The sequence below is a fragment of the Kitasatospora sp. NPDC056184 genome (assembly GCF_042268405.1).
Classification (GTDB): Bacteria; Actinomycetota; Actinomycetes; order Streptomycetales; family Streptomycetaceae; genus Kitasatospora.
Window position 1 is genome coordinate 433,825 of the sequence record NZ_JBHJUI010000002.1, and the last position, 15,643, is coordinate 449,467.

The 15,643-nt window shown below is 72.9% G+C and carries 13 protein-coding genes; 6 read left to right on the forward strand and 7 right to left on the reverse strand.

The annotated features are described in order from the left end of the window. Positions 1 to 161 precede the first annotated feature (161 nt). Positions 162 to 1,550: an NAD(P)-binding domain-containing protein gene (locus tag ACFC0B_RS06895; protein WP_376083281.1), complete on the reverse strand. Its 1,389-nt coding sequence runs from the start codon at positions 1,548 to 1,550 to the stop codon at positions 162 to 164. Between the two features lie 224 nt (positions 1,551 to 1,774). Here ACFC0B_RS06895 and ACFC0B_RS06900 point away from each other — a divergent pair, with 224 nt between their 5' ends. From ACFC0B_RS06900 to ACFC0B_RS06910, 3 genes are all read left to right on the forward strand, one after another. Continuing rightward, positions 1,775 to 2,137 (forward strand): metalloregulator ArsR/SmtB family transcription factor, encoded by a 363-nt coding sequence (locus ACFC0B_RS06900; RefSeq protein WP_376083283.1) that lies wholly within the window; start codon positions 1,775 to 1,777, stop codon positions 2,135 to 2,137. Between the two features lie 26 nt (positions 2,138 to 2,163). Beyond that, the gene (locus ACFC0B_RS06905; protein ID WP_376083286.1) at positions 2,164 to 2,403 is read left to right on the forward strand and encodes a hypothetical protein; all 240 of its coding nucleotides are present in this window, start codon (positions 2,164 to 2,166) and stop codon (positions 2,401 to 2,403) included. A gap of 178 nt (positions 2,404 to 2,581) precedes the next feature. Beyond that, complete coding sequence (locus ACFC0B_RS06910) at positions 2,582 to 4,387, forward strand: alpha/beta fold hydrolase (RefSeq protein ID WP_376083289.1); 1,806 nt, start codon at positions 2,582 to 2,584, stop codon at positions 4,385 to 4,387. A 379-nt stretch (positions 4,388 to 4,766) separates the two neighbouring features. On the opposite strand, the gene ACFC0B_RS06915 is transcribed toward ACFC0B_RS06910, so the two are convergent. The 4 genes from ACFC0B_RS06915 to ACFC0B_RS06930 all read right to left on the reverse strand — a co-directional run bounded on the left by ACFC0B_RS06915 (position 4,767) and on the right by ACFC0B_RS06930 (position 8,141). Next, complete coding sequence (locus ACFC0B_RS06915; protein WP_376083292.1) at positions 4,767 to 5,852, reverse strand: ArsO family NAD(P)H-dependent flavin-containing monooxygenase; 1,086 nt, start codon at positions 5,850 to 5,852, stop codon at positions 4,767 to 4,769. Between the two features lie 109 nt (positions 5,853 to 5,961). Beyond that, positions 5,962 to 7,071 carry an ACR3 family arsenite efflux transporter gene (gene arsB / locus ACFC0B_RS06920; RefSeq protein WP_376083295.1) on the reverse strand — a complete coding sequence of 370 codons (1,110 nt, stop codon included), beginning with the start codon at positions 7,069 to 7,071 and terminating at the stop codon, positions 5,962 to 5,964. Continuing rightward, a complete protein-coding gene (locus ACFC0B_RS06925; RefSeq protein WP_376083297.1) occupies positions 7,068 to 7,400 on the reverse strand; it encodes an ArsR/SmtB family transcription factor in 333 nt (110 codons plus the stop codon). The genes arsB and ACFC0B_RS06925 overlap by 4 nt, the downstream gene beginning before the upstream one ends. A gap of 84 nt (positions 7,401 to 7,484) precedes the next feature. Further along, complete coding sequence (locus ACFC0B_RS06930) at positions 7,485 to 8,141, reverse strand: class I SAM-dependent methyltransferase (RefSeq protein ID WP_376083300.1); 657 nt, start codon at positions 8,139 to 8,141, stop codon at positions 7,485 to 7,487. Positions 8,142 to 8,433: 292 nt separating this feature from the next. Between ACFC0B_RS06930 and ACFC0B_RS06935 the strand changes: the two genes are divergently transcribed. The 3 genes from ACFC0B_RS06935 to ACFC0B_RS06945 all read left to right on the forward strand — a co-directional run bounded on the left by ACFC0B_RS06935 (position 8,434) and on the right by ACFC0B_RS06945 (position 10,436). Continuing rightward, positions 8,434 to 8,856, forward strand: a complete 423-nt coding sequence (locus ACFC0B_RS06935; protein ID WP_376083302.1) for an arsenate reductase ArsC — start codon at positions 8,434 to 8,436, stop codon at positions 8,854 to 8,856. A 27-nt stretch (positions 8,857 to 8,883) separates the two neighbouring features. Next, positions 8,884 to 9,225, forward strand: a complete 342-nt coding sequence (locus tag ACFC0B_RS06940) for a hypothetical protein (protein WP_376083305.1) — start codon at positions 8,884 to 8,886, stop codon at positions 9,223 to 9,225. 257 nt (positions 9,226 to 9,482) lie between these two features. After that, positions 9,483 to 10,436 carry a hypothetical protein gene (locus ACFC0B_RS06945; RefSeq protein ID WP_376083306.1) on the forward strand — a complete coding sequence of 318 codons (954 nt, stop codon included), beginning with the start codon at positions 9,483 to 9,485 and terminating at the stop codon, positions 10,434 to 10,436. 219 nt (positions 10,437 to 10,655) lie between these two features. Here the strand turns inward: ACFC0B_RS06945 and ACFC0B_RS06950 are convergent, their stop codons facing one another. Continuing rightward, positions 10,656 to 12,035 (reverse strand): hypothetical protein, encoded by a 1,380-nt coding sequence (locus ACFC0B_RS06950; protein WP_376083308.1) that lies wholly within the window; start codon positions 12,033 to 12,035, stop codon positions 10,656 to 10,658. 80 nt (positions 12,036 to 12,115) lie between these two features. Further along, complete coding sequence (locus ACFC0B_RS06955; protein WP_376083311.1) at positions 12,116 to 15,628, reverse strand: hypothetical protein; 3,513 nt, start codon at positions 15,626 to 15,628, stop codon at positions 12,116 to 12,118. Positions 15,629 to 15,643: the final 15 nt, after the last annotated feature.

Here is a 15,643-nt window from a genome sequence, read left to right on the forward strand (position 1 = left end):
CCGCCCGAGGCGCCGTGACGACCAGCCGCCGTGACGACCAGTCGCCGTGCCGACGGCCGGCGGGGACATCGGCCGGCGTGTAGCGGAGGCCCCGGCCGGTGATCCGGGCGACGCACAGGGCGGGCAGGGCAGAGCTCACGCACGGTGCTCGCCGGGGGTGGTCAGCACCCGCCGCCGCTGGTGGAGCACGAGGCTCCGGGCGCGGTGGTGCCCAGGGTGATCAGCTGCGGCTCGGCCGGGGTCGTCGAGCAGCAGCCGGCGCCGCCCTGGGCGGCGTCCGGCTCGTCGAAGAGGCCGGCTCCGCCGCACACCCCGGTCTCGGGGAGGGTGAGTTCGACCCGGGCGGCGGCCTCGTGGTCCCCGGCGAGGGCGGCGGCGACGGAGCGGACCTGCTCGTAGCCGGTCATCGCGAGGAAGGTCGGGGCGCGGCCGTAGCTCTTCATGCCGACCAGGTAGGCGTCCTTCTCGGGGTGCGAGAGCTCGTGCGCGCCGTGCGGGTAGACGGTGCCGCAGGAGTGCTGGTTGGGGTCGATCAGCGGGGCGAGGGCGATGGGGGCCTGGAGGCGGTCGTCGAGGCCGAGGCGGACCTCGGAGAGGAAGGAGAGGTCGGGGCGCAGGCCGGTGAGGACGACGACCCGGTCGACGGGCTCGCTGCGGCGTCCGTCCTCGGCGACCAGCAGCAGCTGCTCGCCGGCCGTCTCGACGGCGGCGGTGCGGAATCCGGTGAGGGCGGAGGCGTGCCCGTCGTCGACGGCCTTCTTGGCCCGCAGGCCGAGCGCGCCCCGGGCGGGCAGCTGGTCGGCCTCGCCGCCGCCGTAGGTGGAGCCGGTGATACCGCGCCGCAGCACCCACACGGCATGCGTGCCGGCCTCCTCCTGGGCCAGGTCGGCGAGGTGGGCGAGGGCGGTGAACGCGGAGGCGCCGGTGCCGACCACGGCGGTGCGCTTGCCCGCGAAGCGCTCCCGCACGGCGGGGTCGCGCAGGTCGGGGATGCGGTAGGAGATGGGGCCGCCGGCCGCGCGCTCGCCGAGGGCGGGCAGGCCGTTCGCGCCGAGCGGGTTCGGGGTGGCCCAGGTGCCCGAGGCGTCGACGACGGCGCGGGCGATGACGCGCTCCTCCCGGCCGTCCGCCGACTCGACGTGGACGGTGAAGGGCTGCTCCTCGCGGCCGGAGTCGACGATGCGGTCGCGTCCGGCGCGGGCCACCCCGGTCACCGTCGCTCCGTAGCGGACGCGCTCGCCGAGCACGTCGGCGAGCGGCTGGAGGTACCGCTCCACCCAGTCGCGGCCGGACGGGTAGGCGGCGCCGTCGGGGCGGAGCCACCCGGTCGGCGCGAGCAGCTTCTCGGCGGCCGGGTCGACGACCTCGGCCCACGGCGAGAACAGGCGCACGTGTGCCCAGCCGCGCACCGCCGTGGCGGCCGACGGGCCCGCCTCCAGGACCAGTGGCTCGATGCCGCGCTCCAGCAGATGGGCGGCGGCGGCCAGGCCGATCGGGCCGGCACCGATCACGACGACGGGGAGGGGCTGTCCGGCGGCCGAGGCGTTCACGAGGATCTCCTTTGCTTCGACGTTTGTCGATGACCTGTTCGCGTCGCCAGCATGGCACTTGCTTTGATGAGCGTCAACATAGGTATTCATCGAAATAGATCGGAGGGTTGTCCAGGTGCGGCAGTGCGGTCGGTCGCCCCGGCCGCATCGGGACGCGTCGCGGCCCTGCCGGGGCCTGGGCGGGCCGGCTTCCCCATTGATTCAACGCATGTCAATATTGACGCATGTCGAACGTGCAGACGCTTCCCCTCGCGGAGCCGGTTCAGGACGCGCCCTGCTGCCCGCCGATCACCTCGGCCGGCCTGTCGGAGGCCGACGCCGCCCGGATGGCCGTGATGTTCAAGGCGCTCGCCGATCCGGTGCGGCTGCGGCTGTTCTCCCGGGTCGCGGCGCACGAGGGCGGCGAGGCGTGCGTGTGCGACATCCAGGACGTCGGCGTCTCGCAGTCCACCGTCTCGCACCACCTCAAGAAGCTGCGCGAGGCCGGACTGCTGAGCAGCGAGCGGCGAGGCACCTGGGTCTACTACCGGGTCGAGCCCGGGGTCCTGGCCGCCATGGCCGGCATGCTCGCCGCCGCGGCGGGCTGACGCCTCCGCTCTCCGGGCGAGGAAGCGTGCGGGGCGCGGGTGGGGGACTGGCCGTGGTGCCGATGGCGCCCGGCCGCGGCGACCAGGTGCTGGAGGTCTGCCGGGCCGGGACCGACGGGGGAGACGCCGCGTTCGAGACCGTCGCCCCGTCGTGGACGGCGTTCGACGCGGCGAGGCTGCCCGAGCACCGCTTCGTCGCCGTCGAGGACGACGGGCGGGTTCTGGGCCGGGTGGCCGCGAGCCGGGTCTCCGACCGCCCAGAATGATGCGAGCGGAGCGGTGGGGCGCCGTGTTCCCGTAGTGCATAGCGCAGGTGACACCGGCGCGAGGAGATATCGCAGCAACATCACTGGTTCTGGTGAATATTGACGCTACGTCAGCTCTTCACCTTCTGATCTGATCATGATGTCGATCGGCATCCGTTCACAGAGAAGGTGGTTCCGAATGACCAGTGACACGACTCCGTCGGTCACCGAAGCGACGCTCACCGACATCGCCACCAACGGCATCTGGGGCCCGGGCCACAGCGTCAGCCAGGCTGTCGTTGACGTATCCCAGGCATTGCTCGCCTCTCTTCAGGGCCAGGAGGGCGTCGAACTCCCGCCGGAGCTCTCGGAGCTGGTGGCCGAGGTGCAGCGGATCGCCACCGTCGCACTGCCCCGCATCACCGCGAACGACGGTGTCCGGCTGTCGGCGTTCAGCATCAAGCTGAAGGACGGCGCCCCGCACCCCGTGGTGATCGTGCCCGCCGGGTGGAACCCGTACGGCTGGCTGCCTTTCCTCCACGCCTACCTCAAGCTGGCGCAGCGCGGCTACCACGTGCTGGCCTACTCCCCGCGCGGTATCGGCATCAAGGGCTGGCTGTCGACCTCCGAGGGCTTCGTCGACGTGGCCGGGCCCAACGACTGGGCCGACGGCTCGTCGGTGATCGACTACGTGCAGGAGGCCCTCGACCCCAGCCGGATCGGCTTCCTCGGCGAGTCCTACGGTTCCGGGATCAGCCAGTTGGTCGCCGCGAACGACCCGGCCGGTCGCGTCTCCGCCGTGGTCGCGCTGAGCACCTGGGGGAACCTCGCCACCAGCCTGTACAACAACGGCACTCGGCACCTGGCGGCCGTGCAGGCGCTGATCGACTTCACCGGCGGCCCGCTGGAGGAGAAGTTCGACGAGGAAACCCAGCGGCTCCTCAAGAACTTCCTCAACGGCCGGGACCTCGACGAGGTGGTCGAGTGGGGCACCGAGCGCTCCCCGGAGGCCCACGTCGACCGGACCAACGCGCAGGGCATCCCGACGTTCCTCTCGAACACCTGGCACGAGACGCTGTTCCCGGTCAACCCGGTGCTCGACCTCTTCGAGCGGCTCACCGTCCCGAAGCGGCTGAACCTGTGGATCGGCGATCACGGCGCCCCCGAGGGCCCCGGTCTGGCCGGGCTGGTGACCGGCCTGCCGTTCCCCGGGCTGGCGGTGCCGACGCGGGAGGCCTACGAGTGGCTGGACCACTTCCTGCTCGGTGCGGACAACGACGTGCCGAACTGGACGCCCGTGAACAGCCAGAGCATGTTCACCTACCAGACCGTCGCCATCCCCGGCGGCACCAAGCTGATCACCGTCCCCGCGCGCCGCGAGACGTACGCGTCCTGGGACGAGGTCACCACCGGCAGCGAGGCCTGGTACCTCACCGGCGCCGACGGCACCGGTGACGGCAAGCTCACCGACAAGCCGACCGTCGGGTGGTCGCGGGAGTTCGAGGCCGGCGCCCTGACCTCCTCGGTCGCGGGCGAGCTGCTCAAGACCGGGCAGCAGGAGTGGTTCGGCAACCCCAGGTCGTACGAGCCGGCGAATTTCGAGCGCGGCCAGCTGCTGGTCTGGTCGACCGAGCCGCTGACCGGATCCGGCGAGGTGGCCCGCCGGATCCGGGGCGCCGCCACCGTGCGGCTCACCGTGCGCAGCAGCACCGACGCCGCCACCGTGATCGCCTACCTGTACGACGTCGCCCCGGACGGCACCGCCCGGATCATCACCCACGAGCCGTTGACGGTCACCGGCCTGACCCCGAACGTCAACACCACCGCCGGCTGGACCCTCCAGGCCGCCTCCTACGACCTGCCGACCGGCCACCGGCTCGCCCTGGTGGTCAACAGCCGTGACCCGCTGTACTCCTACGCGGGCTCCGACCTTCCCGCCCTCACCACCACCACGGTCAGCTCCGTGAGCGGGAGCGAGGCCCGGTTGGAGCTGCCGCTGGGCTGATGCCCCCAGGGCTCCACTGCCCGTACAGCAGCCCGCCGATCGGTGTGCGGCGGGCTGCTGTACGGGTGTCGCCGGGGCCGGGCGGGAACGGCAACGGCCACCTCGTGATCACCGGGTTGTACAAACTCCTGAAGATCACGCGGTGGCCGCGGGCCGCAGCATTGACGCCGTCCGTTGGCCGGCGGTGTTCGACCAGGCCGTGGTCCGGATCGCGGGCCCGTTCAAGCAGGTGCGACCGCGTGCCACGGTCCGCTCCTTCGTGCTCACCCTTCTCTCGGGCCTCGTGCGGAAGAACTGCTGCCTTCCTGCCCTTTGCCCTGCTGCCCGCGTCGCCCTGAGGGGCACGCACGCACTGGACCGCTGCCGTGACCGGCGCCGCCTATGCGGGGAGACGGTCCGGCGTCGGGGTCGCGCCCAGGGCCTCGCCGATCTGCGCCACAGCTGCGCGGGCGGTGCGGCCGACACCGATGAGGGTGGCGGAGGCGGGGCCGGTCCAGTCGCCGTAGCCGAGCAGGTGCACGCGCGGATCGGCGGCGGCTCGGGTGCCGTCGGTGGCGATACGGCCGCGCTCGCCCGTGCGCAGGCCGAGCGGGGCCAGGTGGTGGAGGGCGGCGCGGAATCCGGTGCACCAGATGACGGCGTCCGCGGGCCACACGGTGGCGTCGGCGAGGAGCGGCCCCTGCGGGGTGAGGGCGGTGAACATCCGGTGGTCGGGGAGCAGCGCGGCGGCGCGGGCCCGGCGGACGGGTTCGACGGCGACGATGTCGCCGAGGTCGGAGATGCGCGGGCCGCCGTTCCGGACGCGGCCGGTGGCGATCTCGAACAGGGCGCTGCCGTCGATCTCCTCGGGCAGCAGGCGGGCGGGGCGGCGGGTCACCCAGCGCACGGCATCGGCGTGCGGGGTGAGGTCGGCGGCGATCTGGGCGCCGGAGTTGCCGCCGCCGACCACGACGACCCGCTGCCCGGTGAAGTCCTCGGCGCGGCGGTAGTCGCGGGCGTGCAGCTGCCGGCCGGTGAACGTCTTCCGGCCGGGGACGGCGGGGACGAACGGGCGTGACCAGGAGCCGGTGGCGCTGATGAGCGCCCGGGTGTGCCAGGTGCCGTCGTCGGTGCGGGCCAGCAGGCCGCCGTCGCCGGTGTCCTCCACGGCGCGGACATGGACGGGGCGGTGGACGGGCAGCTCGTAGCGCTTCTCGTACGCGGTGAGGTAGTCGACGACGTGTGCCGCGTCCGGGTGGTCGTGCCCGCTCTGGTGGGGCATCGGGCGGCCGGGCAGTGAGGCGTAGGCGGCGGGGGAGAACAGCCGCAGGCTCTCCCAGTAGTGCCGCCAGGCGCCGCCCGGCGCCTGGGCGGAGTCGAGGATCGCGAAGTCGAGCCCGGCGCGCCGCAGGTAGTAGCCGGCGGCCAGTCCGGCCTGACCGCCGCCGATCACGAGGACCTGGACGCTGCGGTCGGGGCCGGTCACCGGCCCGCCCCGGCGATCGGCGGGCGGCCGTTGCGGTGTGCTGCGGGTACGCCCGCGCCGTGCTGCCGGCCGGCACCGGCAGCGGGCGCGGGTGTGCGGTGGAGGCAGGTCACCGGGAGGGCTCCACCGCCGGGGTGATCCGGGTGGTGAACTGCCGCCGCCAGGCCAGGGAGACGTACACGAGGCCGATGAGGACGGGGACCTCGATGAGGGGGCCGACGACTCCGGACAGGGCCTGGCCGGAGGTGACGCCGAAGGTGGCGATGGCGACGGCGATGGCGAGTTCGAAGTTGTTGCCGGCGGCCGTGAAGGCGAGGGTGACGGTGCGGTCGTAGGCGAGGCCGATGGCCTTGCCGAGGGCGAAGGTGCCGAACCACATGATCGCGAAGTAGACCAGCAGCGGCAGGGCGATGCGGGCGACGTCGCCAGGCCGGTCGGTGATGGTTCTTCCCTGGAGGGCGAAGAGGATCACGATCGTGAAGAGAAGTCCGTACAGCGCCCAGGGGCCGATCCTCGGCAGGAACGTCCGCTCGTAGGTCTCGCGGCCGAGCTTCTTCTCACCCAGACGTCGGGTGAGGAACCCGGCCAGCAGCGGGATGCCGAGGAAGATCAGCACGTTGACGACGATCTTGCCGACGGAGAAGTGCAGGTCGTCCTGGGCCAGGCCCAGCCAGCCGGGCAGGAGGTCGAGGTAGAACCAGCCGAGCAGGCCGAACGCGACGACCTGGAAGACGGAGTTGAGCGCGACCAGGACGGCGGCGGCCTCGCGGTCGCCGCAGGCGAGGTCGTTCCAGATGATGACCATGGCGATGCAGCGGGCGAGGCCGACGATGATCAGGCCGGTGCGGTACTCGGGCAGGTCGGGCAGGAAGATCCAGGCCAGCGCGAACATCACCGCCGGACCGACCAGCCAGTTGATCACCAGCGAGGAGGCCATCAGCTTCCGGTCGCCGGTGACGGTGTGCAGGCGGTCGTAGCGGACCTTCGCGAGCACCGGGTACATCATGACCAGCAGGCCGACGGCGATCGGCAGGGAGACGCCCCCGATCTCGACCTTCGCGAGGACGTCGTTCAGGCCGGGGATCAGGCGGCCGAGACCGATGCCCAGGCCCATGGCGATCAGGATCCACACCGCGAGGAAGCGGTCCAGGAAGGAGAGCTTGCCGACCAGCCCGGCCTCGGGGGAGTCCGGAGGCGCGGTGGTCCTGGTCGGGGTCACGGGCAGGCCCTCTTCGTGTCGGCGCACGCGGTGGCGCGGGCGGTGGAGGCGAGGTCGCCGAGGAGGCCCACGACGCTGTCCAGGGCATCGGGGCGGAGCTTGTAGTAGGTGAAGCGGCCGCAGGGCTCGGTGTCGACCAGTCCGGCCTCGCGGAGGATCTTGAGGTGGTTGGACAGGTTGGTCTGCCGGGCGCCGGTCTCCTCGACCAGGTGGCTGGTGCACAGGGCCTCGCGGGCGAGCAGCGTGAGGATCCGCATCCTCAGCGGATCGGCCACGGCCTTCAGCACGTCCACCGCGCTCTTGGTATCACTCTCCGCTGACATCACCATGTGGTGATACGTTAGTCGATGTCGGCGGCAGTTCCAACCCCGTCGCGGCGCCCGCCGGCCGAGCGGCCCGCGGGTGCCGGAGTGTCAGTCCCGGAGGGCGGGTCGGCCCTGGGCGCGGCTCAGGATCCAGACGCCGTAGGCGTCGTTCGCGGGGTGCAGCTGGTAGGTGCCCGCCCGCAGGTCGACGCGCAGTCCGGCGGCGGCCAGGTCCGCCTCGAACTCCGCCGCGGCGTAGGTCCGGGCGTGCGGCGGTGGGTCCTGCAGGTGGAAGCCGACCAGGATCCGGCCGTTCTCGCCGAGCACGTCGCGCATTGCGCCCAGTGCCCTGCGCTCCGTGCCCTCGGCCAGGTAGACGATCACGTTGCCCACGCAGACCACCAGGTCGAACGGACCGTCGTCGGGGCCGAGATCGAGGATGTCGCGTTCCTCGATCGGCAGCCCGGGGTAGGTTTCGCGGGCCTGGCGCACCAGGTTCTCGTCGGGCTCGATCGCGACCACGTCGTGCCCCCGCCGCAGGAGTGCCGCGGTGACCCGGCCCATGCCGGCGCCGGCGTCGAGCACCCGGGCGCCGCGCGGGAGGAGCGTGTCGGCGAGTCGGGCCTCGCCGTCGACGTCCTCGCCGGCGGAGATGAGCTCGGCGAACCGCTTGCCGAAGCTCCCGCTCTGCCCCGCCTCCTCCCAGCGGGTTCGCCGCGTCGTCGTCGGTAGGGGCTTTCCGAGTGGCAGCGTGATCCTGTCCATGCCTCGAATCCTATGGCGATGGCGCCGATGCAGGTCACGGCCGCGGAAGCGCCGCTCGCAGGCCCCGGTGCGTCGCCCCGCCGCCCTGCTGGTCGTGCCGCCCGATTGCATCACTGTCGACTGACATCACTGTGCAGTGATACGTTTGTCGAGGTCGGCGGCTGCTCGAAACCGACCACCGGGTCCACCGGCGCGAAGGGTCTGCGGGCACCGCAACGGCCGCAAGACCGTGCCGCAGGCGCGGACCGTCCCCGTCGCGTCGTGCGGCACCCCGTCTCCGAGGAAGAGTGAGATGACCACCTCCCCCGCAGCCTCCGTGCTGTTCGTCTGCGTCCACAACGCCGGCCGCTCCCAGATGGCCGCCGGCTTCCTCGGCCACCTCGCGGGCGACCGCGTCGAGGTCCGCTCCGCCGGCTCCGTGCCGGGTGACCGGGTCAACCCGGCCGCCGTCGCCGCCATGGCCGAACTGGGCATCGACATCTCGGACCGGACGCCGAAGGTCCTCACCACCGAGGCCGTCCAGGCATCCGACTACGTGATCACCATGGGCTGCGGCGACGCCTGCCCGTACTTCCCCGGCAAGAAGTACCTCGACTGGAAGCTGGAGGACCCGGCCGGCCAGGGGGTGGAAGCGGTGCGCCCGATCCGCGACGAGATCAAGACCCTCGTCGAGAACCTGATCGCCGAGATCGACGCCGAGCAGCCGGAGGGCTGACGACTGGTCGAACCGGGCCACCCCCGCGTGGGCGAGTCGTACGGCGCGCGCCAGCTCGGCGGCGGGCAGGTTCTTGAGCAGGTGGCCCACCGCTCCGGCCCGCAGCGCCTGGGTGACGTACGCGTCGTCGTCGAACGTCGTCAGCATCATGACGCCTCGCGCCCGGAGTCGGTGCACCGGGCGGTCGAGCGGATCTCGGTGACCGGGAACATCAACCGCCCGCTGATCAGCATCCAGGGCACGCTCGACGCGCTGACCCCGCCGGCGACCTTCGGTGACGTGTACGACCGGATGGTCACCGCCGCCGGGAAGGCGCCCCTGCACCGCTACGTCCACGTCCCCGGCGGTACCCACCCGACGGCCTGGTGAGGATCGACAAGGAGTGCAAGCCGATGCTGCCGTCCTTCGTCGCGGCGTTCGACGAGCTGGAGGACTGGGCGCGGCCGACCACCCGCTCGTAGCCCCGCCCTCGGCAGCCGACGGCCCGGCCCCGTCCGCCCCCGCGGCGGGAGCGGACGGGGTGAACGGGGCCGTCCGGTGCGGCCCGTCGGCGTGCCCGGCCGCCGGGCGCGGGACAGGGTGGTTTCCGAGCGGTGCGCCGGAGAGGCCGTACGAAAGGAACCGGTATGACACGGGTGCGCGAGGCCGGGGACCTGGTGCGGCGGATGTGGGCGGTGAACCGGCCGCTGGCCGTCACCTGTGCCGTGATGGTCGCGGTGCTGGCCGCCGCCCTGGTGGGCCTGGTCGTGGGCCGGCAGTCGATCACCGGGCAGCCGGCCTGGGCGAAACCGGCCCGGTTCGCGCTGTCGATCTGCCTCTACTCCCTCACCCTGATGTGGCTGCTGACCTTCGTGCGCGGCCACGAACGCCTCGTGCGGGCGGTCTCCCTGGTGACCGCCGTGGCGCTGAGCGTGGAGATGGCCCTGATCGCCGGCGCGGCCGCGGCCGGGACCACCAGCCACTTCAACTTCACCACCGCGACCGCGACGGGGGTGTGGCTGACGATGGCCGTGTTCATCGTGGCCACGTGGGTGATGACCCTGGTGACCGTCGGCCTGCTGCTGGTCCAGCGGGTGGAACCGCCCGCGTTCGCGTGGGGGCTGCGCCTGGGCGCGGGTGTCTGCGCTCTGGGCATGGCCGTCGCGTTCCTGATGACCCTGCCCACCGCCTCGCAGCGCGAGGCCGCTGCCCGGGGCCGTGGCATGCCCATCATCGGCGCGCACACCGTCGGGCTCGCCGACGGCGGCCCGGGACTGCCGGTCACGGACTGGAGCACGCTCGGCGGCGATCTGCGGATTCCGCACTTCGTCGGCCTGCACGCCCTCCAGGTACTGCCGCTGATCGGCCTTCTCCTCGCCCGCCGGCCGCGCCGGGTGGCTCCCAGACACCGGGCCGCGCTGATGTGGATCGCCGCGCTGACCTATCTGGGCCTGGTGCTCGTCCTGACCTGGCAGGCGCGCCGCGCCCAGCCGGTCACCGCTCCCGACGTGCCGACCGGCGCTGCGCTGCTCGCCCTGGCCGTCGCGGCCGGCGCGGCCGCGCTCCTGGTCCTGCGGCACGCCCGCGCCACGAGCGGCTGACCCGGCTCCCCGACCGGCACGGCCGCACCCGCGCCCGCACCCGCACCGGCTCGGCCGGCGGATCGCCGGTGCGGCCGTCGAGCTCACGTGATGCCATCTGCTGACGGGTCGACGGTCTCGGTGTCCGCCTTCGCGACCGTGACGCGCGTTCAGGCGTCGGGCCGACGCATGGCCGCGACACGGTGCCGGACAGCTCCGTCACAGGTGGCTGTTCGACGTTCAGCCGCCGGTGGGGACCTGAACGACTTTCCAGCTGTCCGAGTTCACCCGGTTTCCCGGGACCCAGACGGATGTCTCGCGCCGGTTGTCCGTGATCAGGCTGCTCGCGTAGAGCCAGCCGGAATAGTGGAAGTTCTGCAGGCCGATGCTGTCGTTGTTGCAGATCACGTTCTCACCGCCGACGGTGAGGGCGGCGTCATCGACATGGACGTCGGCGTAGAAGCCGCAGATCCCCTTGGCACTGAATCCGTCCGGAAAGAGCACGTCGCTGGTGCGGTTCACGGTGGTCAGACAGATGTTGTCCCCCTGCTTGGCCGTGAAGTCCCCGGTCACCTGAAGCCCGCCGTTGAGGGTGGCGGCGTCATCGACGGCGAGGCCGCCGGTGGTGCTGAGGTCGCTGCCGAAAGCGCCGCTGCCGGAAGCGGTGAGGTTGCCGGCGATGTCGACGGGGCCGGTGACGGTGAGGCCGTTGTTGTCGGTGAGGATGTGGGTGTGGCTGTTGATCTGCAGCTCCACGCCCGACGGGCCTCGCAGTTCGCGAATCCGGACGATCGCGTCGCTGCCGACGGCGTCGATGTCCCCGTTCGCCGTCAGCAGCCCGTCGACCGTCACGGTGCCGAGTGCCAGGTCGGGCTTGTCGACCGTCACGCTGGTGTGCAGGTAGTGGGTCACCGTGTGGCCGTCGGTGGTGAGGCCGGCGCGCAGGTGGAAGGTGGCGTCGCGGTGGAGGGGGGCCGGGGTGGTCCAGGTGCGGACGTTGGTGACGTCGTAGGACGTGTTCTCGTGGAGCATGGTGTAGGTGGCGCCGTGGGAGGCGGTCCAGGTCAGGGTGACCGTGTCGCCGTTGGCCAGGGTGGTCCGGCCGTCGTCGAGGAACGTGGGGAGCAGGTCGCTGAACCGGAAGCCGGGCAGGCACTTGCCGAGGTCGAACTCGGCGGTGCCCTTCACGGTGTCGCCGTCCTCGTCCCGGGTCCGCTCCAGGACGTCGAGGGTGGTGACGCCGAGTTCGCCGTTGACGGCGATGCCGGTGAGCTCGAGGAGCAGGCCCTTGTCGGTGACGTCGACGTAGCCGCTGTCGCTGGTGGGGGTCGCGGTGAAGGTGCCGTCGTTGCCGTTGGTGAAGGTCCAGTCGGCGGCGGGGCTCACGGTGGTGTCGATCCGGTCGAGGTGTTCGGTGAGGGCACCGGCGCCCGCGCCGCCGACGAGCGTGAACTTGATGGAGGTGACGCGGACCGGGTCGGCGCCCGGGTTGGCGGCGGTGATGGAGATCTTGGCGGGGGTGGGCGTGGTGTCGGCCGGGGTGATCTCCAGGGGTGAGGGGGTGGTGGTGACGAGGTAGATCAGGGACGTGCCGGCCGGGGCCGCGGCGCGGATGAACACTGGTCATGCTCCTTGGGGGTTCGGGGTGTCGGGCCGGTGGCGGCCCGCACCGTGCGGGCCGCCACCGGGTCGCGCTGCTGCTACCGGTTGTCGGTGACCGCGCCGCGCAGGCGCAGGCGGCCGGTGCGGGCGCTGAGGGGAGTGGCCGGGACGTGGCCCGGGGTGCCGGCCGGTGCCAGGGGGATGTCCTGCCAGCCGGTGGTGGTGGGTTCGGCCCAGCTCCAGTCGCCGTGGCGGACGGAGGGACGGGGCAGCACCCAGCCGGTGGCGGGCCGGCCGTCGGCGCCGGTGACGGCCCGGGGGCCGGTCAGGAGCGGGCCGAGGCGGAAGGAGACCTCCATCCGGGCCAGCGCGGGGGTGACGAACTCGGCGGGGACGTCGAAGACGGAGACCGGCAGGATGTCGCTGACCGCGTGGACGGTGGCCCGCGGGTCGGCGAGCAGGGTCAGGTACTGCGGGGTGCCGGCCGTGGTGAGCGGGAACCCGGTGCCGATGGCGGCCAGGTACGACGGGGCGGAGTCCGGCAGGTGGACGGTGCGCAGCGTGGTGTAGTCGTCGCCGCTCGCGTAGCCGATCAGGCCGTCTGCGAGGTTCTCCAGGGCACCGAGCCGAACACTCCACCCGAAGTCCAGCGAGGCCGGCCGGGGCGCCGTGCTGCTCGGGTCCAGCACGTACTGCCACTGCTCCCAGCTCGGGTCCATGGCCACCGGCCCGTCGAGTTCGAGGGCGAGGCGGGTGCGCAGCAGGGCGAGCGGCCGCCCCGCGAGCACCGTCATGGTGGTGTCGTCCCAGCCGCCGAGCGGGTTGACGGTGCAGAGGGTCTCGTCGATGGCGGTCAGGGCGGCGGCGAGGGCCTCGGGCCCGGCCTCCCGCAGGCCGGTCAGGAAGCCGGCCAGGTGCGGGAGCCCGGGGGAGAGGCTCTCCAGGGTGGGGTAGGCCGAGCCCGGTGCCGGGTCCCAGACGACCTCCTGCCGGTCTCCGTCGGTGCGGACGGTCCGGCACTGGCCGAGCGCGCCGCCGGCGGGGTCGAAGGCGGCCAGGGCGGCGTCGAGGTGGTTGGGCAGCAGCCAGCCGCAGACGGGGTTGACGCCCGCGTGCAGGTCGAGCACCTGGCTGTCGTCGGTGGCGGAGACGGCGTCGAAGCGCAGCCGGGCACCCTGGAGCAGGCGGGGGCGCAGCTCGGCCCACCGGTACGGGAACTCCGGCAGGATCGTCGCGCCCTCGTCGGGTCGGACGCTGTCGGCCAGCACCAGCGGCTTCTTGTCGTTGTCGGTGGAGCTGCCGCTGCCCTGCGGATTGATCGGATCGGTGACCTGGCCGAACTGGTCGACGACCGCGATGCGGTCGAAGTAGAACTGGCCGGCCCGAAGGTGCGGGAACCGGGAGGCGGGCCAGGTGCCGCCGCGGGAGGGCAGCCCGCCGGGGACGGGCGTGGTCTGGCACTGGGGGCCGATGAGGGCGGCGAGGCCCTTGGTGTCGTCGGGGTGGGCGCTCAGGTCCGGGTCGCGCAGGGTGATGCGCGAGGTGAGTCCGTCGAGGGACTGGCTGAGCAGGTCCCAGCCGGCGACCTGGTCGGCCAGCTGCTGGAGTTCGTCCTGGGGCGCGTCGGGGTGGGTTGCGCGGTACTGCCCGATCCGGGCGGCGAGGTTGAAGGTGGCGTGCGGGGTGAGGTAGATCCGCCCGGTGTAGGAACGGTGGACCGGCGGGTCGGCCGGTCCGGTCCGCTTCCAGTGGTAGCGGGTGCCGTCGAACTCCCAGCAGTCGCTGCCCTCGGCGTCGTGCGGGATGGGGTAGTAGAACAGTTCGTAGAGCAGGTAGAGCGGCTTCCACGGCTGCCGCCAGCTGCTGGTGCCCAGGGCGGGGAGGGTGCCGGTGACCCTTCCGGCCGGGTCGGCGACGGCGTCGTCCAGGGTACGGGCGGCCTGGGCCTGGTCGAGCAGCCAGAACTCGCCGAGCAGGGTGCCGACGGTGGCGGCCTCGGACAGCCGGGTCAGCGGCGGTCCGGGCGCGGTGGCCGGGGCGGGGGTGATGCCGCTGCCCAGGTCGATGCCGGTGAGCAGCTGGTGCGGCATGCGGCAGGGGAGCGCGGCGCCGAGGTCGGCAGGGGCCGGTGTCCCGATCCCGTTCAGCAGGACCACCGGGTCCTGGGCGTGGTGGAACTCGCCGAGGGGGGAGCGCTTGAGCGTGCAGGTCGCGGGATCGGCGCCGTGCGCGGTCAGATAGGCCCGGGCGGCGGCGGCCAGGTCCTCGTCGGTGGCGCCCCAGGGGATCGGGTGCGCATGCCCCGAGCCGGGGTCGCGGCGGGCGGCGATGTCGGCGGCCAGTGCCGTGACCCGGGCGGCGAGGCTGCCGTCCACGGTGGGCTTCAGGGCCGCGGGGAGCGCGTCGGCGTAGGCGTCGGGGACCTGGTCCGCGTTGTTGAGCCACCAGGCGCCGTACAACTTCCACTGGGCGTCGGCCAGGTCGCGGACCGCCGCGTCGTGGTCGGCCTGGTCGGCGTTGAGCCGGGCGCGGAGTTCGGCAAGGGCGCTGCCGGTGCCGTCGACGCCACCCCCGGTCCCGCTCTCGACCAGGTCCCAGACGTCACCACCCTGCGTGGCGCCGAACCAGGCGCGGTGGATGGACTGGTCCACGGCTTCGGTGCCCGAGTCGTCCAGCGCGTCGAGCAGGCCGTGGGCCAGTGCCTCCAACCGGGCGGCGTCGCCGGCGTCGGTGCCCTTGGCGACCAGCAGGGCGGTGAGCGCGTCGATGGAGCTGTTGCCGACGGCCACGTCCACGTCCACGCCCTGCGGCCGGTCCGAGGCGGGGACGCCGCCCGTCCTGTCCCACCTCAGGCCCAGCACCTGGCCGGTGTAGAGGGACCGGTCGCTGGGCGGGGTGTCGGTGTCGGGGTCGGCGGCCAGCTGCCAGCCGAGCCGGGCCAGGCTGGTCGCCTGGTCCAGGGGGTCGGCACCGGGGGCGGAGTACCAGCCGGCCACCAGGTAGCTGAGGGTGTCCTGGTCCGCGACGCCCGCGAGGTCGTCGTGCAGGGAGAGCACGTCCTCGTTGAACGGCTGGAAGGTGGAGAAGGTGAGCAGGCCGGGACCTGCGGCGGTGACGTACGGGTCCGTCCCGCCGCTCTCGCCCGGCCAGTCGCCCGCGGCCAGGCGCCGGCCGATGTGGACGCTGCTGGTGGTGCCCGGCCTCAGGTAGGGGGTGGTGCCGGTCCCGGCGCCGTCCGGCGGGATCCAGTCGCTCTCGACCACCCAGCCGGTGGCGGCGCGGTCGGCGGCCGGGCCGCTGTAGCGGACGACCAGCCAGCGGTTGGGCACCAGCGGGAAGGCGGTCCCGCCGGTCCCGGGGTCGTGCTCGCCGCTGCGCAGGGCCTGGGGCAGCTGCCACTGCAGGTAGACGCCGCCCGCCGTGGCGTCGGTGTCCCAGTGCGCGGCCTGGTTGTTGTCGAAGGGCCCGCCCTCGGGCGGGAGGTTCTGCGCCAGCAGGTTGAAGTTGGCCTGCCAGCGCAGGAACGGGACGCTGGAGCGGACCTCGTCGTTGACCGCCAGGGCGTCGACCTGGACCGGGACGATCAGCGGCCCGGTGTCGCTGTTCGGCATGGTGCTCGCTTTCGT

Bases quoted from the DNA above. Each gene is read 5' to 3' on its own strand.
- ACFC0B_RS06900 (WP_376083283.1), top strand. From the start codon at position 1,775: ATGTCGAACGTGCAGACGCTTCCCCTCGCGGAGCCGGTTCAGGACGCG.
- ACFC0B_RS06910 (WP_376083289.1), top strand. From the start codon at position 2,582: ATGACCAGTGACACGACTCCGTCGGTCACCGAAGCGACGCTCACCGAC.
- ACFC0B_RS06925 (WP_376083297.1), bottom strand. From the start codon at position 7,400: ATGGTGATGTCAGCGGAGAGTGATACCAAGAGCGCGGTGGACGTGCTG.
- ACFC0B_RS06930 (WP_376083300.1), bottom strand. From the start codon at position 8,141: ATGGACAGGATCACGCTGCCACTCGGAAAGCCCCTACCGACGACGACG.
- ACFC0B_RS06935 (WP_376083302.1), top strand. From the start codon at position 8,434: ATGACCACCTCCCCCGCAGCCTCCGTGCTGTTCGTCTGCGTCCACAAC.
- ACFC0B_RS06945 (WP_376083306.1), top strand. From the start codon at position 9,483: ATGACACGGGTGCGCGAGGCCGGGGACCTGGTGCGGCGGATGTGGGCG.
- ACFC0B_RS06955 (WP_376083311.1), bottom strand. From the start codon at position 15,628: ATGCCGAACAGCGACACCGGGCCGCTGATCGTCCCGGTCCAGGTCGAC.